This is a genomic window from Paraburkholderia sp. D1E (assembly GCF_052682275.1).
In genome coordinates this window covers 6,468,355-6,495,329 of the sequence record NZ_JBQYMB010000001.1, presented here as the reverse complement: position 1 = coordinate 6,495,329, position 26,975 = coordinate 6,468,355, and the positions used below count along the sequence as shown (strand labels likewise).

Genomic DNA, 26,975 nt, shown 5'->3' with positions numbered 1-26,975 from the left:
GAACTCACGCCACCCGTGTCACGACTGCACTCGAACTCGCCGGTGTCAGCGTCCCCAACTGCCGCCCTGCACGCGTTCGGCGGGCCACGCGAGGTCTTCGGCGACCAGATCGTCTTCGATCCGCTCGACCGCCGCCACCCGCAGACGCCAACCCGACGCCGCGATCGTGCGCGTCACCTCGGCCATGAAGGCGCGCCGGAAAACCGCCGCGGAAAAACGCTCGGCATTCGCGCGGCATGCCGCCGGCGTGATCTGGTCACGCTGCCGTTCGAAGCGGTCGATTGCGTCGAGCATCGACACGACTGTTTGGCGTCCGAAATATACGCCGGTAGGATGCGCCTCGCCGACCGGTATCACCGTTTCGAGCGCCCCACCCTTGCCGAACGCAATGACCGGCGTGCCGCACGCCTGCGCTTCGAGTGCGACGATGCCGAAGTCTTCTTCGGCGGCGAACACGAAGGCGCGCGCGCGTTGCAGATGATCCTTGAGAACCTTGAACGGCTGATAGCCGAGGATCGTCACATTCGGACCAGCCTTGGCGCGAATCGCCGCCATCTCGGGACCATCGCCGATCACGATCAGCTTGCGGTGCGGCGTGGCGTTGAAGGTTTCGACGATCAGATCGATGCGCTTGTACGGCACCATCCGCGAGGCGGTCAGATAGAAGTCGTCCTTGTGCGTGCACAGTTCGAATTTGTGCACGTCGACGGGAGGCGGAATGACCGCGGCATCGCGCCGGTAAGTCTTCATCACGCGCCGCGCAACGAATTGCGAATTCGCGATCAGCCGGTCGACACTGTTCGCCGAGTGCGAATCCCAGCCGCGCAGATAGTGAAGCAACGCACGCACGGCCCATGACTTCGGCCCGTGCGTCAGCTTCGCTTCGCGCAAATACTGGTGTTGCAGATCCCACGCGTAGCGCATTGGCGAATGCACGTAGCTCACGTGCGTCTGATCGGGGCCGATCAGCACACCCTTGGCGACTGCGTAGGAACTCGTGATGACGAGGTCGTAACCCGAGAGATCGAACTGCTCGATCGCCAGCGGCATCAACGGCAGATACGCGCGATAGCGACGCCGCGCAAACGGCAGGTGCTGGATGAACGACGTCGTGACAGGTTTGCCGCCAACAGGTCCGCGGTCCTCGAGAAAATCGACGAGGCTGAAGAGATCGGCATCGGGAAAGCACTCGATGATCTGTTCGAGCACTTTCTCGGCGCCGCCGGGTGCGACGAGCCAGTCGTGCACGATCGCCACTTTCATGATCTCCCCACCTATTAGTAAACGACCCATGGCCATAGCAACGAGTGTATGTGCCACATCATTTACGTTGCGTGCGTATGCCCACATTCGACGCGTGACAGTCCGCGAATAATGAGGACTCGCTATTCGCCTCTTGCGAATCGTGTGTTCAATCATTTCGCCCGACTTCGCACCTTATGCGCCCGACGATCGACGTTTCTCCACTCGCCCATTCTTTGCCACTGGTTCAGCCAGCTCGGATCGATCCCTCCGCCGCGCCGGCATCATCGGTACCGACGGCAACATCGGCAACGCTTTCGCCGACCATGCCGAGTGTGCTATTTGTCGATCAGAGCGGCCAGCTTGGCGGCGCCGAATTCGCGCTCCTGCAACTGGCCGGAAGCTGCATCGCACGCAGCGAAGTCGTGCTGCTTTCCGATGGCCCATTCCGCAGACGTCTCGAAGCGCTCGGCGCTCGCGTGCAGGTGCTCAACGACGCGCGCGTGTCAGGCATCGTTCGGCAAGCGTCCGGATTGAACTGTCTGCGCGTCGTGCCAGGCATCGTGCGCCAGGTCCGTGCGATCGCGGCGCGTGCGCGCACATTCGACGTGCTGTTTCTCAACACACAAAAAGCACTCGTGCTGGGTGCGCTCGGCAAACCGCTGCATCGCAAACCAGTGATCTGGTATCAGCACGACATCCTCACGCGCGAGCATTTTGGACGCGTGCAGCTGAGCGTCATCAAGTGGCTGGTGCGTTTCGCCGTTGATCAGGTGATGGCGAATTCGCAGGCATCGAAACGATCGTTGATGGCGCTGACCGGCATCGCGGCCGACTCGGTGCCGGTCATCTACAACGGTATCGACGCCGGCGCGTTCAAGCGTATCGATGGCACCGACATGGCCGCACTGCGCCGGCGTCTGGGCTTGCCCGAGCATGCGTGGCTCGCGGGTTTGTTCGGTCGTCTCGCGTCGTGGAAAGGTCAGCACATTGCGCTCGAGGCGATGGCGCGGCTGCCCGACGTGCACCTGGTGCTGGTCGGTGCGCCGCTATTCGGCGAGGACGCATATGCGCAGCGTCTGCGTGAGCAGGCCGATGCACTGGGCGTAGCGGATCGCGTGCATTTCGCGGGCTTTCAGGACGACGTGCCCGCATGGATGAAAGCGATGGATGTGATCTTGCACACGTCGACCGAGCCGGAGCCGTTCGGGCGGGTGATCGTCGAAGGGATGGCGGCTGCGCGTCCGGTCATCGCAGCGGCCGCGGGCGGCGTGACCGAGATCGTCCGGCATCAGCGCAATGGCTGGCTGGTGAAACCGGGGGACGTGGCCGCGCTGGCCGATGCGATCGGCGCATTGCGCGCCGATCCGGCACTGGCGCAGCGTCTCGCGGATCAGGCGCTCGCCGATGCGCAAAATGAGTTCTCAGTGGATCAGTATTTGCAGCGGATGATGCAGGCGATTGGACAAGCTGCGGGCTAACGCGGGTTGACGTTGATTAGTGCGGGAAAACGTTGGTCTTTGCGGGAGCGGGCCGACGCGGGCTCATACTGGGTCAATGCTGGCGCGCGAGTCCGCCGAAGCAGGCCCGCGCGTCACTGCAGAAGCGCCCTACTCAGCTCCTGCTGTATTCGATCGTCTCAACGCCCGTATCCGTGCCGAGCATGCACAGATTCGCGCCGCGGCCTGCGAAGAGGCCCGCCGTCACCACACCCGGCCATGCATTGATGTGCATTTCCAGCGTGCGCGGGTCGCTGATGCGCAGACCCTTGACGTCGATAATCTCGTTGCCGTTATCGGTAATGAACGGCACGCCTTCCTGGGTCACACGCACCACCGGCACACCGCCGAGCGCCGTCACGCGACGGCCGATCGCGGTACGCGCCATCGGCACGACTTCGATCGGCAGCGGGAAGTTGCCGAGCGTGTCGACCAGCTTGCTCGCATCGGCAATGCAGACGAATACGTCCGACACCGATGCGACGATTTTCTCGCGCGTCAGCGCGCCGCCACCGCCCTTGATCATCGCGCCGCTATGGTCGATCTCGTCGGCGCCGTCCACATACACCGGCAGCGAATCGATTTCGTTCAGGTCGAGCACCTTGAAACCGTGCGACTGCAGACGCGCGGTGGTGGCGAGCGAGCTCGACACCGCGCCGCGATAGCGGGTCTTGCTGGCGGCCAGCGCGTCGATGAAACAGTTCGCGGTGGAGCCAGTGCCGACGCCGATCACGGAGCCTTCCGGCACGTTGGCGTTCACATAGTCGGCGGCGGCCTGGCCGACCAGTTGTTTGAGTTCGTCTTGGGTCATGGGAAATGCAGGCGAGCAGTAAAAACGATGAGTTTACCGGAGTGGCGAGCGAGCGCCGGATTTACCCCGGCGCGGCGGCTGGCAAAGTCCTCGCCACGCGCGTCCGAACGCTGCTTCTACCGGCGATATGCGAGCCGGCCCTGCCATGAGCATGGATAGCTCGGCGAACGGACCGGCGTCGAATGATCAGGGGATTTACTTCTTCTTCACCGAGCGCTGACGCACGGCTTCAAACAGGCACACACCGCTCGCCACGGAAACGTTCAGGCTTTCGACCGTACCCGCCATCGGAATCTGCATGATCATGTCGCAGGTTTCGCGCGTGAGGCGCCGCATGCCCTCGCCTTCGGCGCCCATCACCAGCGCGACCGGACCGTCGAGTTCGGTCTCGTAGAGGCTCTTGGTCGCCTCTTCGGCGGTACCGACCACCCACACGCCCGCATCCTTCAACTCACGCAGCGCGCGCGCCAGATTCGTGACGGTGATGTACGGCACGGTGTCGGCTGCGCCGCTCGCCACCTTCGCGGCCGTCGCGTTCAAACCCACCGCGCGGTCACGCGGCACGATCACCGCGTGCGCGCCGGCCGCATCGGCCACGCGCAGGCAGGCGCCGAGATTGTGCGGATCGGTCACGCCGTCCAGAACCAGAATCAACGGCGAACCGTTGATGCCGTCGAGCAGTTCGGCCAGATTCTGCGCGAGCGGCATGTCGGTCGCACGCGCGACCACGCCCTGGTGACGCTCGGTATGCGCGAGACCCCACAGACGCGTTTCGTCGGCGGCGATCAGACGCACGCCGGCTTCTTTCGCCGTGTGCAGGAACTCGGTCATGCGACGGTCTTTGCGCGTGGCGTCGTAATAAACCTCTTCGACCGTCGACGCGTCGTGCCGCAGACGTGCGGTCACTGCGTGGAAACCGTATAGAACCTTGAGACGTGACATGACTGAGAAACCTTTGATTGAACGCGCCTTGAAACGCGCGCTGCTGTGATGAATACGAGCTTGCTTACTTTGATGCTTGCTGTGTTGCCTGAGTACCCGCTTCGGTACCTGACCTGATCACGATGAAACGAAGACCGCGCGCAACCGGTACGTATCAACGTACCCGATGCGCGCGGTTCAAGCCGTCATGCGACTTCAGCGCTTCTTGCGGGCCTGCGGTTTCGATGCCGGCTTGGCCGGAGCCCCGCCATGCTTCTTCGCCGCGCCGCGTGCCTCGCGCGCTTCCTTGACAGCCGCGGTTTGCGCCGGCGCTGCCTTCTTGCGCCGACCACCCGCACCTGCCGCCCCGCCCCCTGCTCCGCCATCCCCCGGCGGCAACGAACGCACACGTGCGCCGCCGCTTTCGGCTGATGTCTTGTCGGCGAGGGCCGGCCGATTCGTCGGCGGCTTGATCGGCGTATCGCGCACGAGTCGGAAGTCGATCTTGCGCGCATCGAGATCGACGCGGCTCACCTGCACCCGCACGCGATCCGACAGGCGGTAGCGAATACCGGTGCGCTCGCCGCGCAACTCGTTCTTGATTTCGTCGTACTGGAAGTAGTCCGAGCCCAGTTCGGTGACGTGCACGAGGCCTTCGATAAAGAGCGAGTCGAGCTGCACGAAAATGCCGAACGACGTCACGCCGCTCACCATGCCACCGTACTCTTCGCCGAGCTTGTCGCGCATGAAGTAGCACTTGAGCCACGCTTCGACGTCGCGCGATGCTTCGTCCGCGCGGCGTTCGTTGGCCGAGCAATGCAGACCGAGCTCTTCCCAGATCGCCACGTTGTTCGAACGCTGGCGGCCACGCTTTTCGTCGTCGGCTTGCTGCATCGCGCGGGCGCGCGGCGACAGCGCCGTATTCAACTCGACGCCATGCGGCGGCTCCGGCTGATATTTGCGGCCTTGCAGGATCGCGTAGATCGCGCGGTGCGTGAGCAGATCGGGATAGCGGCGGATCGGGCTCGTGAAGTGAGCATAGGCTTCGTACGCGAGACCGAAGTGGCCGATGTTGTCCGGGCTGTAGACGGCCTGCTGCATTGAACGCAGAAGCATGGTTTGCATCATCTGCGCGTCGGGCCGTTCGCGGATTTGCGCCATCAGCGCCGCGTAGTCGCTCGCATGCGGCTTGTCGCCGCCGCCGAGCGAAAGTCCCATGCCGCGCAGGAACGTGCGCAGATTCTCGAGCTTCTCGACGGTCGGACCGGCGTGCACGCGGTACAGACCCGGATGCTTGTTGCGCTTGAGGAAGTCAGCCGCGCAGACGTTCGCGGCCAGCATGCATTCCTCGATCAGCTTGTGTGCGTCGTTGCGGGTGCGCGGCACGATCTGCTCGATCTTGCCCTGCGCATTGCAGACGATGTAGGTCTCGGTCGTATCGAAGTCGATCGCGCCGCGCTTCTGGCGTGCGGCGAACAGCGACTTGTAGACGCCGTACAGGTTCTGCAGTTGCGGCAGCAAGGCGGCGCGGCGTGTCGCTTCCGGACCCTTGGTGTTCTTCAGCACCGCGGCGACTTCGGTGTACGTCAGGCGCGCGGCGGAATTGATCACGCCGGGATAGAACTGATACGCCTTCACTTCGCCGCGTGCGGTGACGATCATGTCGCACACCAGTACGCAACGGTCGACATGCGGATTCAGCGAGCACAGCCCGTTCGACAGTTTCTCCGGCAGCATCGGAATCACGCGGCGCGGAAAGTACACCGAGGTGCTGCGTTCGAGCGCGTCCGCGTCGAGCCCGCTCTTCGGATGCACATAGTGCGAGACGTCCGCGATCGCGACGATCAGGCGGAAGCCTTCACCACGGCCGACCTGAACCGGCTCGCAATAGACCGCGTCGTCGAAGTCGCGGGCATCTTCACCGTCGATCGTGACGAGCGGCACGTCGCGCAGGTCGATGCGATGACGCGCGTCGACCGGACGGACTTCGTCGGGCAGCTTGGCGGCTTCGTCGAGCGCGGCCTGGCTGAATTCGTGCGGCACGCCGTACTTGCGCACCGCGATTTCGATTTCCATGCCGGGGTCGTCGATATCGCCCAGCACTTCCACCACGCGGCCGAGCGGCTGCGAATGACGGCTCGGGAAATCGGTCAGCTCGACCACCACCACCTGGCCGACCTTGGCCTTCTTGGTGTTCTGCGTGATCAGAATGTCATGACCGATACGCTTGTCTTCCGGCGCGACGATCAGCGCGCCGTTCTCGTTGAGCAGGCGGCCGATCACGCGTTTGTTGGCGCGATCCGTGACTTCGACGATATGCCCTTCCGGCCTGCCGCGGCGGTCATAGCCGACGATGCGCGCAAGCACGCGATCGTTGTGCATGACCTTCTGCATTTCGCCGGTGGGCAGGAACAGATCGTCCTGACCGTCGTCGCGAATGAGGAAGCCGTAGCCGTCGCGATGGCCCTGCACGCGGCCCGCGACGAAATTCGACGGATGGGTCAGCTGATAGAGATTGCGCTGATCGAGCCGGATCTGGCCGTCGCGCTCCATGGCGCCTAAGCGCTTGAAAAATCCTTCGCGCTCCTGGCGCTTGATCGACAGGGCTTCGGCGATGTCGTTCGCGGCAAGCGGCGCTTCACTCAAGCGCAGGACGCCGAGGATTTCTTCGCGGCTTGGGATCGGATACGGGAATTTGCTCAAGGGCTTGTCGATGATTTTTTCTCGTTGCATGGACGTCGGTCGGCGATGTGGCTCGGCTTAAGAAGCGTTTGGGTTGCGCTTAAGTTGCACTTGCGATTGCACTGGAATGACTGCTCGGGTCCGGCTCGTTCAAGTCTGAGTCCGACGGGCGTGTGCACCGTGCCAACGAACTACTGCGAGGCATTCTAACACCCGTCTTGCGCGCCACGCGGCCCGGCAATAATCGCTGTGAGCCGCATGCAGGCTCGCTGCAGCGATGTTTAAGCGACTTTTGAGAAACGCTTGACAGCCCTGAATCTGTCGCTATAATGGCGTTCTTTGCTGTTCATCACCTGCCCAGGTGGCGAAATTGGTAGACGCACTAGGTTCAGGTCCTAGCGGTGGCAACACTGTGGAGGTTCGAGTCCTCTCTTGGGCACCAGATTCAAAAGTAAAGCCGCCTGATGTTTCACATCGGCGGCTTTACTTTTTGTGTGAAGCTATGTGTGATCCGCTTCTGATTTTTCGATCGGATCATGTGGCTGGCAGGACGGTTATGTCGACGCAAGTTGGCATGGTCAAGCAGTGAAGTTTTGCTTCGCTGCATGGCACAACCGGGCGGTTGATGACGCAATGGTTTGTTTGCATGTGGGGATTGACACACTGCATCATCGCGCTAAAATATTGGTCTAGCTTGAAGACGTGCCCAGGTGGCGGAATTGGTAGACGCACTAGGTTCAGGTCCTAGCGGTGGCAACACCGTGGAGGTTCGAGTCCTCTCCTGGGCACCAACAGTTGTTCCGGCGTAAGCCGAAGTAGTCCGAGAAACCCCGTAAGATCAAAGTCTTACGGGGTTTTTTGTTCCCTGCAGATCCCTTGCGTTTCGCTGACGTCGACGATTTTTGCGTATACACGGAATCGAGATGTTAGGCCATGCCCAAACGCGTCGAACCCAACTCCGAAGTGGTGTTTCGTGTTGCCAAGCCCCGCGAGCGCCCCTATCTGCTCACGGATGGGAATGGGCTCGCCTTACGCGTCTGGCCGGATGGAAGCAAGACCTGGCTGCTCCGCTACCGACGACCGGGCACGGGCAAGGAGAACTTCCTCAGCCTCGGCCCCTACCCCGATATCACGCTCGTTGATGCGCGACGGTCGGCCACTACTGCACGCAATCTCGTACGCGAAGGCATCGATCCGGTTGCATATCGCCAGGCCGAGTCCATCGCCCGCAAACGCGTGGCGGAAGGCGCCTTCCATCTTGTGGCCCGGCGCTGGCTCGACTTCAAACGCAAGGAATGGGCGGACGAAACCTACCGGAAGGCGGAGTTTGTCGTGCGCGAATACCTGACTCCCGCACTCCGCAACAAGCCCATTTCGACGCTTACCACGCCAGAGGTCAAGCCCGTACTCGAAGCGATTGCCTCTCATGCGCCTAACCTCGCGACCAAGGCACGGCAGTATGTCGGTGGAATCGTGACGTACGCCGTCCAGAATGGACTGCGCGCAGATGGCGCCGCCTTGATACTGCGCGGCGTTGTGCCTCGCCACAGGAAAGGCCATATACCAGCGATCACCAGGCCTGCGGACATTGCTCCGCTCGTTCTTGCTATCGATGCCTACAAGTCGCCCATTACCCGCGCCGCCCTCAAGCTCACCATGCTGACCGGCCTTCGCCCCGGCGTGGTTGCAGCGGTGCCGTGGACCGAGGTGAACCTCGAGACAGCTGAATGGCATGTTGCAGCCGAGCGGATGAAAATGCGGCACGATCACATCGTGCCATTGCCGACGCAGGCGATCACCATCCTGAACGAGTTGCAGTCACTTACCGGCAAGGGGCACTACGTCTTTCCGTCCCCTGCCCGCCAGAAGACCCCTCATCTACATCGAGATGCATTGAGCAAAGCATTGCGAGAGATGGGATTTCAAGGAAAGCACGCGACGCACGGTTTCCGGGGCATGCTTCGTACGGTCGGGCGAGAACGACTCGGTATGGATATCGATGTACTGGAAGCGCAACTGGCACACGCCAAACGTGGCGATGTACAAAAGGCCTACGATAGAACAACGTTTGACGATGATCGTCGCCGGGTCATGCAGGAGTGGGCCGATTATATTGATCGGCTAAGCATGCCAACGACAGAAGCAGGATCAAGCAAGCGGACCTGAGCGGCAGGCCCACTCAATCGTCAATCGCGTGCCGCAACCCCAACTCTGGCACCCCTCAGGTCGTGCTGGCTGCGTCGATAGTCGCCGGTCGGTTATATTGCTGTCGTTGCCCGTTCGGGCGTCTTTTACCACAGACGATAACCTCCTCTCTTCATAGCGACTGGCTTTGGCTGTCTAACGTGCCAGCAGTCATCGGTTGGACGGCCATACTTGCCCTACTCCGTGTGCTGGTTACGGTCTCGGTCAACTATGTGAGCGCCAAGCGAGCGCTGAGCGTCCAGAGCCTCGCAAATGCACGGTCGGCGTCTACGTTTATCGCCGACAAACGCCAGAGATGGATTGATGATCTGCGTGCTGACGTTGCGCGATATGTGTCGCTAGCGTCAAGAAACGCGAGAGCATCACACTATCATCAGTATCGATCCGGCCTTAACGACAGCTTTGCCATCAGCGCCTGGCGACTCTAGAGCATACGGCAGACGAAAAAAATCAGAATCGAGAAACACCACAGCAGGCCGGTCATGACGGCGAATATGGCCGCTGCAGACATAAACGGCTTCCCATCGATATTTGACAACGACACCAGCCAATTTTTCAGCACGTCCACATTGACCGCGGCTTTCAGCAGCAGTGCTCCTCCAAGGTGAAGCCAGACCCATACCGTCGTCAAAAGGCTAGACAGAAAAAACAGCCCTTCCGGGAACGCATACACCACCTCTGTTTCACCGTTCTCGATCCTGAATTGGCCGGGCCCATCAGGAACAAGAGTCGCATCGTGGATGAGCCTGTTTAGCAGATCCAGCCCGGAAAAATTGAATATCCAGTTTTTGACAGAATCAACAATATTTTCGAATCCGGATCCAACGACAATCCACTTCGTCACGCCAAACAGCGAGTAGAAATTTGCAGTGACGAGAAGCACATTTCCTACGACAACAAGGCATTTCGTAAGTACGCTGGCAGAGACCGATACCAGCAGCAATTTCCTCGTGACTAATGTTGAAAGATAGTCAGCCAGTACACCCAAAACCGCGAACCCCCAAAATCGTTTGATCACAAACGGGGGAAACATTCCATCGAAGACCCATAGGCGGTGCCCATACATCAACCAACTGATCAGCAGAAACGTCAGAATCCACCCGATGCTGATGGCGACGGACACGACCAGAGCACGCAGGGACAGCAGACGGACGCCGAACACCGCTTCCGAAGACAAAGACGCAAGCACATAGGCTCTCGAGACCGACGGAGTCGCAGCCAACTGTTTGAACTCTGCAGCAAATCGCTTTCCGATACCCGGTTGAACGGCGTCTTCCGCTACTTTCGCCGCCGCAATCAAAAATCCAACGGTCGCAACTATCAAACCGAAGGTCACCCGAACAAAGTCAATTGTTGTCATTTCTTTTTCTCATCCGATCTGAACCCGCATGCCGCCGAATACGCAATCGTCCACTCATCGTCGTAGGCTTCTTCGTCGCTGCGAGGCAGCAACTTTCACGCGTCGGGACCGCTTGACGTCCTCTTGGATTTTCGCGTTAGCCCCAGCATGCTCGCTCCATAGATCTTCGAAAATTTCGCTGGCTTCAATTTTCCCACTCCGGAACTTATCGAATCGCGCAACGTATGCTCTCGCTCCCTCGACCTTAAGTGTCGCTCCAAGCGGATTGACAGCCATCGTCGGCTTCCAATCCGGTCCGAAAAGTTCATTTACAACCCGGGTACGGCACTCCGTGAAAATTGGCAAAAACATATTTAGCTGAGTCTGCTTCGGGCCGCATTCCATATCCAGATGACTTATTAGTTAACCTAATAATATCCCAGTCCTTACGTCACCACGGCCATCCGGCTCCAGAGTAAAAAGAATCGGAAACGGAAAAGCAGTCGATTCCTTAGGCAAATGAAATCGCTGATACACGAAATTTCTGTTGGGAACGCAGATTGCGCTGACCCCTTGCCCAAGGTACCGATGGCGATGTTCGGGGAAACGATCAGGGTCCGTCCGCGCAAAAAAGGCGTACATGCGATCCGCTACGGACTGGTCGGATACGTAGTCAGACTCGAACGCAAATATCCCCTTGAATATAGGCAGCAGCGGCTGGGTGTTCCGCGTAACGTCATGAAGGATTTCCAGTGCCTCATCAAGGGACGATGTATTAACAGGCCGTTGAAATATCCGTCGTTGATGCGCTCAGGTGCATTACGACGGATGCTCGGTTCGCATTTTTGAAACGCGGAACACGTTTGCGGGCATTCGACGTTGCTCGCGGGTTCATCATATCGGTGTTATCCATTACTTCCTGCTCCTCAACCGGAAAGTGTGCGCATACGCGTCAGGTTGTAGCCGACCTGCGTCAACACGAAGAGCTGGTCTACGCGTTCAAGTCCTCGATACATCGCTTGTCGAATTCGTCCGACTGTCTTGCCCCATCCGAACACCTGCTCAATGCGCTTACGTTTTTGCTGGCTGACCGCGTAACCCGGCCAACGCGTAGTTCGCTCGTCAATTGCTGAACCGCCTGGACGCCCATCGTTTTGTGCCACATGCGGCGTTACACGGTTCGCTCGACAACTGGCCACGAAGCCGGCGGTGTCGTAGTTCTTGTCCGCCCCGACCGTGATGGCGCCCGGTGCAACACTTGCGGCATCAGCAAGCATCCGCCCGGCCGCGTCGCGCTCGGCGGTGCCCGTCGCCAGCGTCACCTGTGCGTTGACCACCAGGCCATGCCGGTTGTCGGTCAGCACGTGGCCCATGTAACAGAGCATCGCTCCGGTTCCTTTGCTCTTGCGAAACAGGCGCGCCTGCTCGTCCGTCGTGGATTGGTGCGTCTCGTTACTGCGCTTCTGTCCGTGCCAGTTGTCATTCGGCGCGGGCGGTTCGTCAGGAGGCGTGTCGTCTTTGTCCGGACTTGCCTTGGGCACAAAGCTCTTATGCCCGGCCCATGCCTGAATCAACGTGCCGTCAACGCTAAAGTGCTCTCCAGAAAGATATCCGCGCTCGCGCGCGGTCTCGACTGTCTCGTTGAAGAGCAACACCAGCACATCGTGTTCGAGCAACCGGTCGCGGTTCTTGCTGAACGTCGAGTGGTCCCACACGGTCCCGTCCATCGGCAGGCCGACGAACCAGCGGAACAACATGTTGTAGGAAATCTGTTCCACCAGCATGCGCTCGCTACGAACTGAGTACAGCACCTGCAGCAAAAGAGCTCGCACCAGCTTCTCCGGCGCGATGCTCGGCCGGCCACCTTTCGCGTCAGCTTCGTACATCCGCGCGAAAACGTCGTCCATGCGCTTGAGCGCGTCATTGAGCCAACTGCGAATCGGACGCAACGGATGGTCCTTCGGCACGAAATCATCCAGCTTCAACACGGTGAACATTGACTCGGTAAAACCATCTGGCCCACGCATCCGTTCCATCTCGCTCTCATTGATGACATCAGTTCAACGTTTACGCCTGCGTCCCGGATGACCGTTCCGCGAGGTATTTCACCGGCCTGTTAAGCGTGGTCTTCACCTCAATGATGGCTCTCACCGCAGGCTCCGGTACAACGACAACATCCTGCTCGCGAAAAAGTGGCGCATATCGCTTCGCATCCCATACGATGACGTCCAGTTGCCGAGGACTGTTCTCTATGAAACCGGTACTAACCTGATAGCGGGTCGGCAAGACCTGTCTCAGTAGTGCGCGAATCAATTCTTCTCGGTAACTGCCCACGGTTCCAGTATGGTTAATCAGATTGTCGATCCGTCGACTCTTCGCGAGAAGTTCGTCAGAAAAGCTGGATAAGTAATCTTTTCGCGCGAAACCATGCTTAACAATATCGGAAGCGCTGAACCAAAGTCCGCCGGCATCCTTCGAGGCAGTTCCTGTTCCCATGCTGACGAACATGCGCATCGTGTCCTCGATCAGATCCGAATCAAGCGTCGAATCCCGCTTCAACTCCTCCATAAGAACTTCGAGGCGTACGCGTCGGCGTTCCGCGTCACGCAAGCGATCGAGAATGGAATTATTGATTAGACGCCAAGGTGTGGGGTCAATGGCTGGACCACGCGGAGGCCCGATTCCCGAACAATCAATAAGCACGTGGCGCCCTAACGCTTCATCGAACTGTTCCAAGGGCTCTTCGGGACTTCGCGTCCCCGGCACCAGCGATGGAAATGATACGAACCATTTCCCATTCCGGTCATAGACCATTCCATTTCGCAATGTTTCCCAGTCTGACCCGGGAACATACACAAATTCCCCTTTGTTGAAGAACCCAACTTCGTGAGGTGGAAACGAAATCTGCCTCTTGTTCACTGTTATTCACTCTTTCGTTGAGCCCGCGCGTCGCCGCCATGGAATGGCGATGGTTCGTGCATGCCGGAAATTGGGTTTCCCCGTTGGAGGCCGCTGTCGCTCGATCATAACGGTCGCTCTCGCCTTGAAGTTCTCGATTTTTGGCATCTTCAACCTACTCACCGTCGAAGTGCGTCCAACACAGCGTCCTTTTCCCAAGCAGGATCGACGTATGGGCAAAAGTATGCGGGCCCTATGTTCTCGGTGAAGGCATTTTCGACAAAACCGCGCGCTGCTCCGTGCAATTGCTCCGGCATCAACAGAAATGCAACATTATTCGTATCAAAACGCATTGACCCGACATGACGCCACTCTCTTTCCCAATCGAAAACATAGTCACTACGGCCGTAATGTCCGGGGGCGTCAATCATTGGACAAATTTTCCAAACGTCTGCATCGGCGTCATCAATGGACGATGCCATCATCCGTTGTAACGCACGCCAGTGCGGCGTGTTTTTCCAAGCATACCAAATGGGTCCACCGCCTTGGGAAAGAATGAACTCCTTCGTAAATGCGACTCCGTATTTTGTCTCTCGACGCTCCTCCAAGCGACTCCACTGGCCGGCACGAATTTCGCTAAAACACACGGCACGCTGTTTAGCAGGCCGGTGAAATACCTCATGTAGCGGTCATCCGGGACGCAGGCGTAAACGTTGAACTGATGTCATCAATGAGAGCGAGATGGAACGGATGCGTGGGCCAGATGGTTTTACCGAGTCAATGTTCACCGTGTTGAAGCTGGATGATTTCGTGCCGAAGGACCATCCGTTGCGTCCGATTCGCAGTTGGCTCAATGACGCGCTCAAGCGCATGGACGACGTTTTCGCGCGGATGTACGAAGCTGACGCGAAAGGTGGCCGGCCGAGCATCGCGCCGGAGAAGCTGGTGCGAGCTCTTTTGCTGCAGGTGCTGTACTCAGTTCGTAGCGAGCGCATGCTGGTGGAACAGATTTCCTACAACATGTTGTTCCGCTGGTTCGTCGGCCTGCCGATGGACGGGACCGTGTGGGACCACTCGACGTTCAGCAAGAACCGCGACCGGTTGCTCGAACACGATGTGCTGGTGTTGCTCTTCAACGAGACAGTCGAGACCGCGCGCGAGCGCGGATATCTTTCTGGAGAGCACTTTAGCGTTGACGGCACGTTGATTCAGGCATGGGCCGGGCATAAGAGCTTTGTGCCCAAGGCAAGTCCGGACAAAGACGACACGCCTCCTGACGAACCGCCCGCGCCGAATGACAACTGGCACGGACAGAAGCGCAGTAACGAGACGCACCAATCCACGACGGACGAGCAGGCGCGCCTGTTTCGCAAGAGCAAAGGAACCGGAGCGATGCTCTGTTACATGGGCCACGTGCTGACCGACAACCGGCATGGCCTGGTGGTCAACGCACAGGTGACGCTGGCGACGGGCACCGCCGAGCGCGACGCGGCCGGGCGGATGCTTGCCGATGCCGCAAGTGTTGCGCCGCTCGGCATCACAGTCGGCGCGGACAAGAACTACGACACCGCCGGTTTCGTGGCCAGTTGTCGAGCGAACCGTGTAACGCCGCATGTGGCGCAAAACGATGGGCGTCCAGGAGGTTCAGCAATTGACGGGCGAACTACGCGCTGGCCGGGCTACGCGGTCAGCCAGCAAAAACGTAAACGCATTGAGCAGGTGTTCGGATGGGGCAAGACGGTCGGACGAATTCGACAAGCGATGTATCGAGGACTTGAACGCGTAGACCAGCTCTTCGTGTTGACGCAGGTCGGCTACAACCTGACGCGTATGCGCACACTTGCCGGTTGAGGGGCAGGAAGCAATGGATAACACCGATATGATGAACCCGCGAGCAACGTCGAATGCCCGCAAACGTGTTCCGCGTTTCAAAAATGCGAACCGAGCATCCGTCGTAATGCACCTGAGCGCATCAACGACGGATATTTCAACGGCCTGTTAGTCTCAACCGGAGCTTTGTCTTTTCCAATACCAAAACGCTGTTTTGGTTTCAAGATTCCGCTTCCGAGAATGCCCAGCATCGTTCGATAGTCGTCGTACCCCTCGCCGCCCCGAGTGAAATGGACAACGTAATTTGACATGTCTTCCCAACTGTCCGGATGCGCTCTCATATTTATCACTGAACTGGTTGGTCGGAAGGCATCAGTGATTAATGCCGACAAGAACGCTCGCTTTGCCGCGGGCGTTCTTGGATTGATGGTTAAGAGCGTGCGTACCGGATGTACCATCCGCACTTCACAGGTCCGGCTCAGCCGTGGTGCTACTGGATGTATCTCCTATCACGCCCGGCACTACGATTTCCTGATGTTCTGCTGATGCAGACTCCACCAAGGCCTGCGGTAGCGCCTTCGATGGCTTTACCCCCATGTCGCGAAGCAATTCAGCTTGTCGTATGACGTTGCCTCTCCCGCTCGTAAGCTTTCCGTGTGCCAGGTCGTAAGCCCTCTGGGCCTGCCCGAGACGTGTCCCAACTTGCTGCAAGTCTTCAACGAATCCACAAAGCTTGTCGTACAGCTCCGCGCCTCGACGCGCGATATCCTGCGCATTTCGGCTCTGTTGCTCTTGCCGCCAGAGGTGAGCGACCGTGCGCACAACAAAAAGGAGAGTAGACGGGCTAACGACAAGGACGTTCCGGCGCCACGCCTCCATGAATAACTCGTTGTCATTCGTCACAGCGAGCATGAACGCTGGTTCGATGGGGACAAAAGCAAGGACAAAATCAAGAGACCTGCCGTACAGCGTCTGATATTGCTTGTCGGACAACGATTTGATGTGGCTCCTGACGGATTCAACATGCTGGCGAAGAGCGACTGCCCTCTCTTCGTCGCTTTCCGCGGATGCATATCGCTCGTACGCATTGAGAGACACTTTTGAGTCAACGACCAGCTTGCGTTCATCAGGGAGGTTGATTACAACGTCAGGCTGCGCCCGAGTGCCATCCTCTCGCACCTGGCTATCTTGGACTTGATATTCCTCGCCCTTCCGCAAACCAGAGGCTTCGAGCACGCGCTCAAGTATCAGTTCACCCCAGTTACCTTGAGTTTTCGCGGACCCTTTGAGGGCAAGCGTGAGGTTTTTTGCGTCCTGGCTGAGCACCTGATTCAACTCGACGAGTTGTCGAACCTGAGAAGCGAGTGCCGAGCGGTCTTTACCTTCCTGAACATAGACTTCTTCGACCTTTCCCTGAAATTCGGACAGTCTCGTCTTCAACGGCTCAAGTAGCAGTCCGAGGTTGGTTTGATTCTGCTCCGCGAAGCGTTTGGACTTTTCCTCAAAAATCTCAGTGGCAAGCGTCTTAAACTGGTCACTAAGGGTTTCTTTTGCCTCCAGCAAGAGATTAAGTTTTTCGTCACTGTTCTGTTTTTCCGCGTCAGTTCTAGTGCGAAGCTCCGTAAGCTCGTCCGTGAGCCGTGTCACATCTCGGTCCGCCGCGGCCCGGGCAGCTTTTACCTGCTCGAGCTCGTCACGCACCAAGCGCGCTGCGAGGCGCTCAGCATCCAATTCAGCCGATAATTTCCCGTTCTGGCGACCGCTTGACTCCCGCAGTTCAGACAACGCGCGCACGGTTCCTGTCAATGATTCTGCGGTCTCGCCCGTCTGACGGTCGAGGTCTGGGATACGAGATGCCATTTCTTCCAGCGCGGCCCTGCGCTCGTTCGCAACCTGCAACTCTGACGAAGTTTGTTCAACCTTCCGCTCCGCGTCAGTCAGGTCCTTCTCCAGTTGCGCGACTTGCTCAGTCAGGGATGTAACGAGCTGCTGCTTCTGGGCTTCACTAGACGCGACGACTCTCAGCTCATCCGAACTGCTTCGCACCTGTTCACTCAGCGTCCGAATCTCCGCCTCAAGAACTGGGACCCGCGAAGACCGTTCAGCCAACCTTGCCTGCTCATCGCGAACAGCAAAAAGTTCCTCGCGCAAGGCGTTGGCTTGATGTTCCGCCTCATCCCTCGACCCGCGAGCTAACCTCAAGTCGTCGCCCGACGCCCGGAGTCTCTCTTCGAACTGAGCAATTTGAATCTGCGACTCCGATTGGCTGCGAGCGACTGCTGCCTGCACGCGCATGGCCTCGCCGCTCCGTAATAGCACCCATGCCACCACCGCACCGAGAATCAAACTTACTACCGAAATCGCAAACCCAGCAACTGTCTCCATCACGCCCCCAGAACCTGGTATTTTGCGAGGAAGTTCACCCTGCTACCCATAGCCACGAGCAAGTAAAGGCAGATTGTCATCTGGGTGCGATGCGCGTTTTCACGTCACGCAGCGCAGTTCGGCTTGGCAATCAACCCACCTGCAGAACTGATCCCCTGCCTCTAGAGAGCTTCGCGGCAATCGGACAATTGGTCATGTCGCGACGTTCGACGCTAAGACATGCAGATCTAGCCGTCTTTTCGGTACCGAGAGTGGAGACTAGCTATGCGTGCATCAAACGCCTCAGTCAGGCACGTCACGTCCGAACAGTTTTTGGTGACTTGGTCGAGCCAGTTCTGCTGTTCAATGCGCACTCCGATGTCTTTGCCACCAATACGGCCCTGCGCCGCCTCATACTCCTTCAGTTCACGGTCGTAGGCCGCCGCGAGAGTTGCGCTTTTGCAAATGTTGGCACCGAAAAACGTCCCATCGTCGGTGCAGCTAACGCTCTCCTGGCCAGATTGCAGCGGAGCATCTTGTACTTGTGCAGCTGGAACTGACTCCAAAGCTAAAGCCGGTGCGACACTTTCGGGAGCGACCACTCGCTCGTTCGAACCGAGCGCAACTCCGCTGTCAGACTTCTGCTCCGCTTGCTTAGGGTCAAGAGCGACAACCGGATTCGACACTTCTACCTGTGAGGCAGCGACCACTTCGGGCTGCGAGGCAACGTTGTCCACCTGCGTAGTGGACAATGTACGCTCAGATGGCGAACTTAAGCTGACAATGGCTGAAGCTACAATACAAATCCCTATGCCGTACAGAATGCGCTTGCCCGCACGACCAAAGTTCCTGTTATCCGGCTCGTTATTTTTGTAGCCTGTCTTGAAGCGCCGGTCGACTTTTCGAGTATCGAAAAAGCCTCCAACACCTATCAATCCGGTGAGCACGCCAACAAGAAACAGCCCGACCCCGAAGTTGCTCATTTTTTTGCTTCAGAGAACTTTGACCAAAAAAATCAGAAGTTCAAAAGGTTGTGAATGGCAGATTCAACCGCTCGCTTACCGACTTACCAGCAGCCTTGGAACGAGCGATTCCCAAAACTCTATGGCCTCATGGTTCGTCTATCCCACCATTCGGTTGTCTGCACCTGGCAATTCGTTGCAACGTCTTCATCCCCCCGAAAAGGCCCGTATTTGCGAATCGCGCGTAGCGCATATTCCGAACAAGTCGGCTCGAAAAGGCAAGCGTCTCGAAGTGCAACTGGGGCAAACCTCCGATAGACACTGATTACCGCCTCGCTCGCGCCAATCAGGCCGTCGGAACGTAACGGCATAGTATGTTGCAAACTGCGCCTTGCGACCAAACAATGCATCGAAGCATCCAGACTGGACGTTCACTCCAATGCTATCGACGCGATAAAATTCCCATCCATCTCGCGCGCACTCGTTGACAACTCCTTCCAGATAGGCGGCTGCCTCATTACCTCTATGCTCGCGGGCACGGACCGCAATGTCTGGAGGAACCTGAATCATCTTGTATTCGAACGCCACAAATCGTCGCAGGACTTAATGCCTGCTTGACGACAATTGCGTCGAGAACTTTAGGCCTTCGACACAACATTTCTATCGGTACGAGACAAGCACATCACAGCATCGGCAGACGATTGGCGGCAAATCCCTCATAGCACTGGTATCGCTCTTGCGATATGGCTGGGTACTTTTCACACTCGGCTGCCGTCGACTGCTCATACGCCTGCTCGGAAGACAGAAGTTCCGGCGCGCCGCCGGGACCCCTTGCTGCTTTCAGGCGTTTCAGATACAGGTTGTGCTCGACGCCTTGCGCACTTCCACGCTTGTATTCAGCAGATGTGTTGAATTTCAGCAAGGATGAAACAATCTTCTGGGTGCCTGCCAGCGCATCCTCGTCATTCGCAGCACAGTACAGAACCGTCGTTGGCCTGTTCGCCGCAAGCAGAAACGCGTAGACACACGATTGGGGCTTAGCAACGGCGAATGCTGAAGGCGCTGCAGCGGAGCCACGGATAGCTACGGCACCCGACAAATCGCCGGGTGCGAGAAGCGCAGCGCTGGTAAACCCTGCCTTGGTCACCAAGTTGGCTTCGTTTCCCAGTTGGCGAGTCAAAACATCGATCGGCATCCCGCGGAGTGATTGGGTCACACTTTCGAACCAGGTCAAAGGCACGAAGCGGTCGCGTTGGCTGACAATCCGAATTTGCCAGACGGACGTATCAGAGGTTCCCACAACTGGTTGGCACATGCTGACTTCGTCGTCAGCAGGGCCCGGCAACATGCAAGTCGCATTAATCCCGTACGACGGTAGATTTGCCTTTAGCCGCAAGGAGCCAATTTTTAACGTTTGCAACTTCCATACGACAGCGGGAACGGACTCAGGCTCGGCCGGTTGCGGCGCCACTGTCGCCGGCGCACTTGCGATATCGAGCGGCGCCGCGACGTCAGATGACGTGTGTTTGTTAGCCCCGGATACGAGCACGCCCATTGCTACAGCGAAGACCAAACCTAAATAAGCTGGAGCTTTACTTGCGGACATGATTCTTGGATTATTATCTCAGGCTTAAATACTAACGCGCGGTTCCGAGCTTAGCCAGCGCCGCATAGCGAGAAGACCATGACTGAGAACAATGACTTTGCTACGCAGGTAGCATTCGGCACGGACAATTTCGCCGAAAATCCTGAGCAACGCTGCCCCTGCGTGCTCGTCCTTGACCGTTCAGGCTCCATGGGCGGAGAGCCGATCGCTCAACTCAACGCTGGCCTGACGACTTTCAAAGACGAGCTGGCCGCAGACTCTCTCGCGATGAAGCGGGTTGACACAGCGATTGTGACATTCGGCCCCGCCACGCTCGAAATGCCGTTCCACACGGCAGCGAATTTCTTCCCGCCCACTCTGACGGCCCATAACGATACGCCAATGGGCTCTGCTATCAACCTTGCGCTGGACACGCTCGAAGCGCGAAAAGCTGAATACAAAGCAAACGGTATCTCCTACTACCGCCCGTGGGTGTTCCTTATCACCGACGGCAGTCCGACGGATGCCTGGCAATCAGCTGCGGCCCGAGTTCGAGAAGGTGAAGCCTCAAAGAAATTCGCCTTCTTCGCGGTGGGAGTACAGGGCGCGAATATGGACACACTCGCCCAGATTTCGACTCGTCAGCCATTGTCGCTGCAAGGACTGAAATTCCGCGAACTTTTTCAGTGGCTGTCCGCATCGATGGCAGCCGTGTCCCGCTCAACGCCCGGCACTGAAGTTCCACTCGCAGCGCCCACAGGCTGGGCCTCCGTGTGAGCTGGCGAGTCATTGGCGCTTCCGTTGTCGGCAGTTCGCATGTCCAAACGTCAGCACCGTGCCAGGACAGCTGCTTCTACCACGTCGCGAATGACGCAAACGGCGCCATTTTTCTGGTCGCCCTCGCGTCCGATGGGGCTGGAAGCGCACAGTTCGGAGAGGTAGGAGCTGAGATTGCTTGCGAGACCAGCGGAAGACTTCTTGTAAAAGCGGTCGAGGCCGCAGGCGAAGTGGGTCTGACGACAGAGTTGGCTGCCGAGTTACTCGAGAATGTGCGAGCAGAAATCACAAATGCTGCGACCGCTCGCCACGTAACCACGCGCGCGTTAGCGTGCACGTTGCTCGGTGCAGTCATTGGGCCAACCCAAGCACTCTATTTTCAAGTCGGTGACGGGGCAATCGTCGCGCGGCATGAAGGTACGCTCGCACCGGTTTTTTGGCCCGAGTCCGGCGAGTACGCAAACATGACCTATTTCGTCACTGATGCCGATGTGCACGACCATTTGCGCACCGAAGTACGGTGCACGACCGACGAGGCCGCTCTATTCAGTGACGGGTTGCAGCGCCTTGCTCTGGTGTTCTCCAGCGAAACAGCGCATGCGCCGTTTTTTGAACCTATGTTCAAGGCTCTACGGACGTCGACAGACGAACAGACTGACTCGCTGTGTGCGGCACTCGAACGTTTTCTGGGTAGCGATGCGATAAACGAAAGAACCGACGACGATAAGACGCTGATTCTTGCCACACGTGCGTTGGGGGCCACTGATGTCCGTGGCGTTTGACGAACAGGGAAACCAGCTCAAGCTCGGTAAGAAGCTGGGCCAAGGCGGTGAAGGCGCTGTCTTCGATGCGACGCATAACGGCGAGAACGTGGCCGCCAAGATGTATTCCCACGCTCTGGATGCGGACCGGCAGGCAAAGCTACGCGCGATGGCGCAGGTGGGTGACACCTATCTGAAGCAGATTGCAGCGTGGCCGATTAGCGTTCTGCTGGCACATAAGCCAGGGCCGGTAGCCGGGTTCACTATGCCAAAGTTTTCCGGCTACGAACCCGTGCACCAACTGTACGGAGTTGCGAGCAGACGGCAGACATTCCCAAAAGTCGATTTCTCGTTTCTAGTCGGAACAGCGAGGAACATCGCCGCAGCATTCGATGCAATACACGCGCATGGACACGCGATTGGGGACGTCAATGAAAACAATATCATTGTCAGCCACCAAGGGACCGTCAAGCTACTCGACTGCGACTCGTTTCATGTCAACACAGCTTCGGCCAGCTTCCCATGCACAGTGGGGGTTCCTCACTACACTCCGCCGGAGTTACAGGGGCGGGGCTCATTTCACGGCGTAACCCGTACTGCGAATCACGACAACTTCGGGCTGGCTGTCCTGATTTTCCAGTTGCTGTTTATGGCACGGCATCCCTTCTCCGGGATTCCCAAAATATCCGGCGACCTCCCGTTGGAACGGTCAATTAAGGAGTTCCGCTTCGCGTATGGCGCTGACAGGCTCGCTCGATTGAACGATATGCCACCGAGAGCGCTAGGGTTGGAATATCTGCCACCAACCATGGGCGACCTCTTCTGGCGCGCCTTTACTGAAGTAGGCGCGAAATACGGCCGCCCCAAGGCGAAAGAATGGGTTGCCGCTCTGGACGGGCTATTGCACTCGTTGCGTTCATGCAGCGCAGAGCCTCGTCACAAGTATCCTGGACACCTAAACACCTGCGTCTGGTGTGAGCGGGATAGACTCGGAACACCCTACTTCACACCGGCATCGGCCACCGGTGCAACCATAAACTTTCAGGTTGCGGGCGCCAACGTTGCTGCTCTCTGGTCGCAAATTCAGGCCCTAAGTGCGTTACCGTCGCTACCGGTGTATAACCCCCCGCCCCTCAATCTGACGGGGCGGCCACCGCCGACATCCGTAAGCAAAGGCGTTACGAAGACGCGACTGACCTATGCCGCCATCTGTCTCCTCGCGTTTTTGATGTCTCTGGTTGTCCCTAAGCTATGGTCGCTCTGGCTTGTGATGGGGGCATTTGCCATCCATGGTGTAAAACCGGCCACACCAATCGAGCTCATCACGCGAAAGAGCGTTGTCGAAAGTACAAAGCGCGCATACGAGCAGGCACTTTCCAACTACGAAAGCTTGCGTTCTGACCGGCGACTTTCGGATAAAGCACGGTCAACAAGCCAAATCAAGGCCCAACTGGATGACCTGCCGCAAGTGCTCGCGCGCGAGATGAAACAACTGCAGGCATCGATAGTCGCCCGGCAATTGCATGATTTCCTCGACCGTCATCTCATTCATTCCGCAAAGATTACGGGCGTGGGTGAGCAGCGCAAGCAAACCCTCGTCTCGTTCGGCATCGAATCTGCGGCAGATATTTCAGCAGCCGCTGTCGCTGGCATTCCTGGCTTTGGCACCGGACTTACAGCGAATCTGCTGGCATGGAAGCGCAGTATCGAACAACGATTTGTTCCCACTGCCGGTTCAACTCCGACGCAGCAGGACATTAACGCGGTGAATACCAAAGTCGCGTCGATGCGCAACAACCTCGAACAACAACTCAGAGACGGGGCACGGCAACTGCAAGACCTTCGCAGCGAAATAATTGGGCGACAGAACAACGCTAAGGGAGCACTGGAAGCAGCTTCGCATGCACTCGCCCAAGCAGAGGCGGACCTTGCCGTCATGCAGGTACGCTGATGAGAAGCTTACTTGGGTCGAAGTGCTACGCCTCTTTTAGCCTGTCATTGACCGGCCTGTTGGTTCTAGGTGCAACTTATGGTCACGCGCAAGAGGCGCCCATTCAGGTTGACCAGTTTCTAAATGCCTTTCGCGGGAAGCCGGTTGGACCTGTTGCGCCCCCTCCTGTGAATGCATCGCCGATGACGTCGCCGCCCCAATCTCCAAGCCAAGCACAATCGTTGCCGACCGCCGCGGGGCAAAACACATCCGCAAGCAGCCAGTCCTTATGCCCGCCAGGTGTCGACCGCATTGGGTGCACGAATTCCGTCAATCAGCGTGCGCGAACTGACTGTCCTGCTGGAATGACTGCCGGGCCATCGGGATGCGTCCCGACGGCAATGCCCCCCAACGCTCATCGAGTCTCGACAGACGGGCAATGGCAATGCGACGATGGATTTCTGCGATTCGGGACAGTATGTATGTCGATGCAGAGCATGCCGGCCAATGCGCATTTGACTGGTGTCGGCTCGAACTGGGACTGCAATACAGGTTTCAGACGCATGGGTAACACGTGCGCCGCCATCAGCTTGCCACCTAACGCCCACCTAGCCAACACATGGAACGGATGGGAATGTGACTCAGGATTCAGAATGATTGGCAACTGGTGCGTCGCTCAATAAGAAGGTATCGGGGAGAATTCAATGGGACTGAGCTACAGGAAATCGCTGTCCACTGGACCATTCCGCTTCAATCTATCTGGTGCCGGCATCGGTGTGTCCGTCGGGGTCCCGGGCTTTCGCATCGGAACAGGTCCGTGGGGCAACTACGTGTTGATATCTAAGGGCGGTTTCACCTACCGGGCTATCCTACCCTCGTCGCCAGCTAACCGGACGCGCTCGAATGGCCCCTGCCCCAACGGAGTCTCGCCGCCCACACTGAACCCGCCTCCCAACAGTACCGTTGGCCCCATGGTCAGCGTGTCTTCGGTGACCGCTGACCAACTGGCACTATCCTTGAGCTCCTCCTAACCCATGTCACTCCATACAGACTTTGCGTTCGGGCTCCTAGACGCGGTGAGGGGTATCGCTCCCGACGATTTTAATGGTCTCGGAATCCTCTTTTACCTAGGTCCTCCACGCCTGCCAGTCGTTCCCCTTGGCGACCAGACACTGTTCAATCCTGCTCTGCCGGTTACCGAATTCCAGCACATTGCCCGAGTCCTCGCCTCCATCTCGACAGTCGCGTCCGTTTGGCATGACGGTTTTCACCTTGTTGACGTCAAAACGGCCCAGTTGACGCACATTTCCCAGTTCTTTGCTCCGCCGATCGAAATTCTGAAAGCTTCGGTGCCTCGGGGGACACCGATGGGCGCTCGCCAACTAGCAGCCGTAGCGGGTTCTAGAATGGATACGGTCGCTTGTACTGGACTGTTGAGCAAAAATGCCGATCCGATCGTTTTTTCCGGTGGTGTTCGTGCAGTGCGGCGGGAGGTGTGATGGAAAACCTCACGCTTACCGAGCAGCAGTTCAATCTGTTGAAGAAATCTTTTACCACGACCGTAGTGATGCTCGCCGGTGTGGTCGCCCTGTTTAACATCCGTTTCTTTGATACCCCAGTGACCATGACGAGCCTATTTCGTTGGTTCACGACAGGCTTGACCGCGGCGTCTTTCTTGTTTGTCATCTTCTACAAATGGGCATGGCGCATTGGCCCGTTGCCAGCGTGGAGTGGTCGGCCGCTGCTCCAAGGGGTATGGGTCGGATTCCTGTCGTCCGACTACGGTCAAGCGCCGGATGCCCCACCGCTTACGTTACCCATCGTTTTCGTCATCAGGCAGACGTACCTAACACTATCGCTTCAAAGTTTCACGCAGAGTCAGACTGGGGACTCGAGAGTGGAAGCAATCATTCGCAATGCGCGTAACAACGCAACGCGCCTTGCTTACGTTTTCGAGTTAAAGAACGAATATCCCGGTGCGCGAAAATTGGTAAACGGCGCTGGCGACCTCGAGCTGCTCGCAGGAGGTACGATACTTAAAGGTAGCTATTGGACTAGTAGCCCGACCCACGGTTCGTTAGCGATGCGTCGCGTTTCGACGCGCGCCGATGAGATAAAGCGCTATGAAGATGCTGCCCAAAAGTGGCCGTTGGACACACTGTGGCATGTGAAATGAGACTCACTTCCAGTCGCCAAACACCTGCGTGGCCGATTATGCGGTTGTCCGTATGAACACTGCTGGGTCGCGCGCGACACCTCAGGTTTGCCGAGGCGTAGAAGAAGAATTTCCCGGTACTTGGCAGCATCGGGGCGAGCGGCTAACGGGCGAGAGGGCAGATGTGAAAACGGCGCCTAATGATTACCGAGAGGAAGCGCATGTCCGATAACATTATTCGCCTGCTCTGTCTCGACGGTGGCGGGGCTAAAGGGTTTTACACTCTTGGAATCCTGCGTGAGATCGAGGCGATGATTGGGTGCCACCTCCACGAGCGGTTCGACCTGGTCTTCGGTACGAGTACCGGGTCGATCATCACCGCCATGCTTGCCTTGGGAAAGAGCGTTCCTGAAATCATTGCACTCTACCAAGACCACGTGCCCACGGTCATGAAAAACAAGGACGCATATGGTAGATCCGGAGCGCTGGCCGACCTGTCGAAGACCATCTTCGGCGATGCGATGTTCACGGACGTGAAGACGAGCGTCGGCATCGTGGCCACGAAGTGGGTGCTCGAGAAGCCGATGATTTTCAAGGCGCATATCGGGCAGGCACACGGCATGAAGGGTTCATTCGTGCCTGGATTCGGGGTGAAGCTCGGTGACGCGGTTCAGGCCTCCTGCTCGGCGTACCCATATTTCAATCGCAAGACCGTCGTTACGTCCAGCGGCGATAGCATTGAGCTTATCGATGGAGGGTTCTGTGCAAACAACCCGACGCTTTACGCCATCGCGGATGCGACAGTCGCATTGGGAATTCCGCCCGAAAACATCCGTGTGGTGAGTCTTGGCTGCGGCAACTATCCGCCGCCGCCAGTGAACTGGTGGACGTTGGACTACTGGAGGCAGAAGACTCCCGGCGTTCAGCTCCTGCAGAAGACGCTGGAGATTAACACGCAGTCGATGGATCAGCTTCGGGTGATCGAGGGTGTCCGGAATTTTGTGTAAACGGGTA

The 26,975-nt window shown here is 58.0% G+C and carries 21 protein-coding genes and 2 tRNA genes; 11 read left to right on the top strand and 12 right to left on the bottom strand.

Going from position 1 to position 26,975, the window contains the following annotated elements; translation table 11 throughout:
- Positions 1-45: 45 nt before the first annotated feature.
- Positions 46-1,263, bottom strand: coding sequence for a glycosyltransferase family 4 protein (locus ACUN0E_RS29255; protein ID WP_445568803.1), 1,218 nt, complete (start codon positions 1,261-1,263; stop codon positions 46-48).
- A 305-nt stretch (positions 1,264-1,568) separates the two neighbouring features.
- Here ACUN0E_RS29255 and ACUN0E_RS29250 point away from each other — a divergent pair, with 305 nt between their 5' ends.
- A complete protein-coding gene (locus ACUN0E_RS29250) occupies positions 1,569-2,723 on the top strand; it encodes a glycosyltransferase family 4 protein (protein ID WP_445568802.1) in 1,155 nt (384 codons plus the stop codon).
- A gap of 133 nt (positions 2,724-2,856) precedes the next feature.
- Here ACUN0E_RS29250 and rpiA read toward each other — a convergent pair whose 3' ends face one another.
- From rpiA to rnr, 3 genes are all read right to left on the bottom strand, one after another.
- Positions 2,857-3,552, bottom strand: coding sequence for a ribose-5-phosphate isomerase RpiA (gene rpiA, locus ACUN0E_RS29245; protein ID WP_408340494.1), 696 nt, complete (start codon positions 3,550-3,552; stop codon positions 2,857-2,859).
- 195 nt (positions 3,553-3,747) lie between these two features.
- On the bottom strand, positions 3,748-4,494 hold the full coding sequence (gene rlmB / locus ACUN0E_RS29240) for a 23S rRNA (guanosine(2251)-2'-O)-methyltransferase RlmB (RefSeq protein ID WP_408235400.1): 747 nt from the start codon (positions 4,492-4,494) through the stop codon (positions 3,748-3,750).
- Positions 4,495-4,689: 195 nt separating this feature from the next.
- On the bottom strand, positions 4,690-7,206 hold the full coding sequence (gene rnr, locus ACUN0E_RS29235) for a ribonuclease R (RefSeq protein WP_445568801.1): 2,517 nt from the start codon (positions 7,204-7,206) through the stop codon (positions 4,690-4,692).
- 304 nt (positions 7,207-7,510) lie between these two features.
- Between rnr and ACUN0E_RS29230 the strand changes: the two genes are divergently transcribed.
- From ACUN0E_RS29230 to ACUN0E_RS29220, 3 genes are all read left to right on the top strand, one after another.
- A tRNA-Leu gene (locus ACUN0E_RS29230) sits at positions 7,511-7,597 on the top strand.
- 262 nt (positions 7,598-7,859) lie between these two features.
- Positions 7,860-7,946: transfer RNA gene (locus ACUN0E_RS29225), tRNA-Leu, on the top strand.
- A gap of 142 nt (positions 7,947-8,088) precedes the next feature.
- A complete protein-coding gene (locus tag ACUN0E_RS29220; RefSeq protein WP_445568800.1) occupies positions 8,089-9,321 on the top strand; it encodes a tyrosine-type recombinase/integrase in 1,233 nt (410 codons plus the stop codon).
- A 463-nt stretch (positions 9,322-9,784) separates the two neighbouring features.
- Here the strand turns inward: ACUN0E_RS29220 and ACUN0E_RS29215 are convergent, their stop codons facing one another.
- From ACUN0E_RS29215 to ACUN0E_RS29200, 4 genes are all read right to left on the bottom strand, one after another.
- Positions 9,785-10,720, bottom strand: a complete 936-nt coding sequence (locus ACUN0E_RS29215; protein WP_408195748.1) for a hypothetical protein — start codon at positions 10,718-10,720, stop codon at positions 9,785-9,787.
- Between the two features lie 905 nt (positions 10,721-11,625).
- The gene (locus ACUN0E_RS29210; RefSeq protein WP_445570540.1) at positions 11,626-12,726 is read right to left on the bottom strand and encodes an IS5 family transposase; all 1,101 of its coding nucleotides are present in this window, start codon (positions 12,724-12,726) and stop codon (positions 11,626-11,628) included.
- 40 nt (positions 12,727-12,766) lie between these two features.
- The gene (locus ACUN0E_RS29205) at positions 12,767-13,435 is read right to left on the bottom strand and encodes a DUF6602 domain-containing protein (RefSeq protein ID WP_445568799.1); all 669 of its coding nucleotides are present in this window, start codon (positions 13,433-13,435) and stop codon (positions 12,767-12,769) included.
- Positions 13,436-13,776: 341 nt separating this feature from the next.
- On the bottom strand, positions 13,777-14,244 hold the full coding sequence (locus ACUN0E_RS29200; RefSeq protein ID WP_445568798.1) for a hypothetical protein: 468 nt from the start codon (positions 14,242-14,244) through the stop codon (positions 13,777-13,779).
- Between the two features lie 103 nt (positions 14,245-14,347).
- On the opposite strand from ACUN0E_RS29200, the gene ACUN0E_RS29195 reads away from it, so the two are divergent.
- Positions 14,348-15,448, top strand: a complete 1,101-nt coding sequence (locus ACUN0E_RS29195; RefSeq protein ID WP_445570539.1) for an IS5 family transposase — start codon at positions 14,348-14,350, stop codon at positions 15,446-15,448.
- 444 nt (positions 15,449-15,892) lie between these two features.
- Here ACUN0E_RS29195 and rmuC read toward each other — a convergent pair whose 3' ends face one another.
- The 4 genes from rmuC to ACUN0E_RS29175 form a co-directional block, all read right to left on the bottom strand.
- Positions 15,893-17,812 carry a DNA recombination protein RmuC gene (gene rmuC, locus ACUN0E_RS29190; protein ID WP_445568797.1) on the bottom strand — a complete coding sequence of 640 codons (1,920 nt, stop codon included), beginning with the start codon at positions 17,810-17,812 and terminating at the stop codon, positions 15,893-15,895.
- 227 nt (positions 17,813-18,039) lie between these two features.
- Entirely contained in the window at positions 18,040-18,774 is a 735-nt protein-coding gene (locus ACUN0E_RS29185; RefSeq protein WP_408195745.1) for a hypothetical protein, read from the bottom strand.
- 119 nt (positions 18,775-18,893) lie between these two features.
- Positions 18,894-19,124: a membrane protein insertion efficiency factor YidD gene (gene yidD / locus ACUN0E_RS29180; protein WP_408195744.1), complete on the bottom strand. Its 231-nt coding sequence runs from the start codon at positions 19,122-19,124 to the stop codon at positions 18,894-18,896.
- Positions 19,125-19,435: 311 nt separating this feature from the next.
- Entirely contained in the window at positions 19,436-20,359 is a 924-nt protein-coding gene (locus tag ACUN0E_RS29175; RefSeq protein ID WP_445568796.1) for a hypothetical protein, read from the bottom strand.
- Between the two features lie 78 nt (positions 20,360-20,437).
- Between ACUN0E_RS29175 and ACUN0E_RS29170 the strand changes: the two genes are divergently transcribed.
- The 6 genes from ACUN0E_RS29170 (at position 20,438) to ACUN0E_RS29145 (ending at position 26,968) form a co-directional block, all read left to right on the top strand.
- Positions 20,438-21,115 carry a vWA domain-containing protein gene (locus ACUN0E_RS29170; protein WP_408195742.1) on the top strand — a complete coding sequence of 226 codons (678 nt, stop codon included), beginning with the start codon at positions 20,438-20,440 and terminating at the stop codon, positions 21,113-21,115.
- A complete protein-coding gene (locus ACUN0E_RS29165; protein ID WP_408195741.1) occupies positions 21,112-21,897 on the top strand; it encodes a PP2C family serine/threonine-protein phosphatase in 786 nt (261 codons plus the stop codon). Before ACUN0E_RS29170 ends, ACUN0E_RS29165 begins: the two co-directional genes overlap by 4 nt.
- Positions 21,881-23,827, top strand: coding sequence for a helix-hairpin-helix domain-containing protein (locus ACUN0E_RS29160; RefSeq protein WP_445568795.1), 1,947 nt, complete (start codon positions 21,881-21,883; stop codon positions 23,825-23,827). The genes ACUN0E_RS29165 and ACUN0E_RS29160 overlap by 17 nt, the downstream gene beginning before the upstream one ends.
- A gap of 683 nt (positions 23,828-24,510) precedes the next feature.
- Positions 24,511-24,837, top strand: a complete 327-nt coding sequence (locus tag ACUN0E_RS29155) for a DUF4236 domain-containing protein (RefSeq protein ID WP_408195739.1) — start codon at positions 24,511-24,513, stop codon at positions 24,835-24,837.
- Between the two features lie 467 nt (positions 24,838-25,304).
- Positions 25,305-25,982, top strand: coding sequence for a hypothetical protein (locus ACUN0E_RS29150; protein WP_408195737.1), 678 nt, complete (start codon positions 25,305-25,307; stop codon positions 25,980-25,982).
- Positions 25,983-26,182: 200 nt separating this feature from the next.
- Positions 26,183-26,968, top strand: a complete 786-nt coding sequence (locus ACUN0E_RS29145; RefSeq protein ID WP_445568794.1) for a patatin-like phospholipase family protein — start codon at positions 26,183-26,185, stop codon at positions 26,966-26,968.
- Positions 26,969-26,975 lie beyond the last annotated feature (7 nt).

Coding starts and splice junctions, on each gene's coding strand:
- rmuC (WP_445568797.1), bottom strand. CDS start 17,812: ATGGAGACAGTTGCTGGGTTTGCGATTTCGGTAGTAAGTTTGATTCTC.
- ACUN0E_RS29255 (WP_445568803.1), bottom strand. CDS start 1,263: ATGAAAGTGGCGATCGTGCACGACTGGCTCGTCGCACCCGGCGGCGCC.
- yidD (WP_408195744.1), bottom strand. CDS start 19,124: ATGCCGTTACGTTCCGACGGCCTGATTGGCGCGAGCGAGGCGGTAATC.
- ACUN0E_RS29175 (WP_445568796.1), bottom strand. CDS start 20,359: ATGTCCGCAAGTAAAGCTCCAGCTTATTTAGGTTTGGTCTTCGCTGTA.
- ACUN0E_RS29210 (WP_445570540.1), bottom strand. CDS start 12,726: ATGCGTGGGCCAGATGGTTTTACCGAGTCAATGTTCACCGTGTTGAAG.
- ACUN0E_RS29160 (WP_445568795.1), top strand. CDS start 21,881: ATGTCCGTGGCGTTTGACGAACAGGGAAACCAGCTCAAGCTCGGTAAG.
- ACUN0E_RS29250 (WP_445568802.1), top strand. CDS start 1,569: ATGCCGAGTGTGCTATTTGTCGATCAGAGCGGCCAGCTTGGCGGCGCC.
- ACUN0E_RS29185 (WP_408195745.1), bottom strand. CDS start 18,774: ATGAGCAACTTCGGGGTCGGGCTGTTTCTTGTTGGCGTGCTCACCGGA.
- ACUN0E_RS29170 (WP_408195742.1), top strand. CDS start 20,438: ATGACTGAGAACAATGACTTTGCTACGCAGGTAGCATTCGGCACGGAC.
- ACUN0E_RS29145 (WP_445568794.1), top strand. CDS start 26,183: ATGTCCGATAACATTATTCGCCTGCTCTGTCTCGACGGTGGCGGGGCT.
- ACUN0E_RS29150 (WP_408195737.1), top strand. CDS start 25,305: ATGGAAAACCTCACGCTTACCGAGCAGCAGTTCAATCTGTTGAAGAAA.
- rlmB (WP_408235400.1), bottom strand. CDS start 4,494: ATGTCACGTCTCAAGGTTCTATACGGTTTCCACGCAGTGACCGCACGT.
- ACUN0E_RS29155 (WP_408195739.1), top strand. CDS start 24,511: ATGGGACTGAGCTACAGGAAATCGCTGTCCACTGGACCATTCCGCTTC.
- rnr (WP_445568801.1), bottom strand. CDS start 7,206: ATGCAACGAGAAAAAATCATCGACAAGCCCTTGAGCAAATTCCCGTAT.
- ACUN0E_RS29220 (WP_445568800.1), top strand. CDS start 8,089: ATGCCCAAACGCGTCGAACCCAACTCCGAAGTGGTGTTTCGTGTTGCC.
- ACUN0E_RS29195 (WP_445570539.1), top strand. CDS start 14,348: ATGCGTGGGCCAGATGGTTTTACCGAGTCAATGTTCACCGTGTTGAAG.
- ACUN0E_RS29215 (WP_408195748.1), bottom strand. CDS start 10,720: ATGACAACAATTGACTTTGTTCGGGTGACCTTCGGTTTGATAGTTGCG.
- rpiA (WP_408340494.1), bottom strand. CDS start 3,552: ATGACCCAAGACGAACTCAAACAACTGGTCGGCCAGGCCGCCGCCGAC.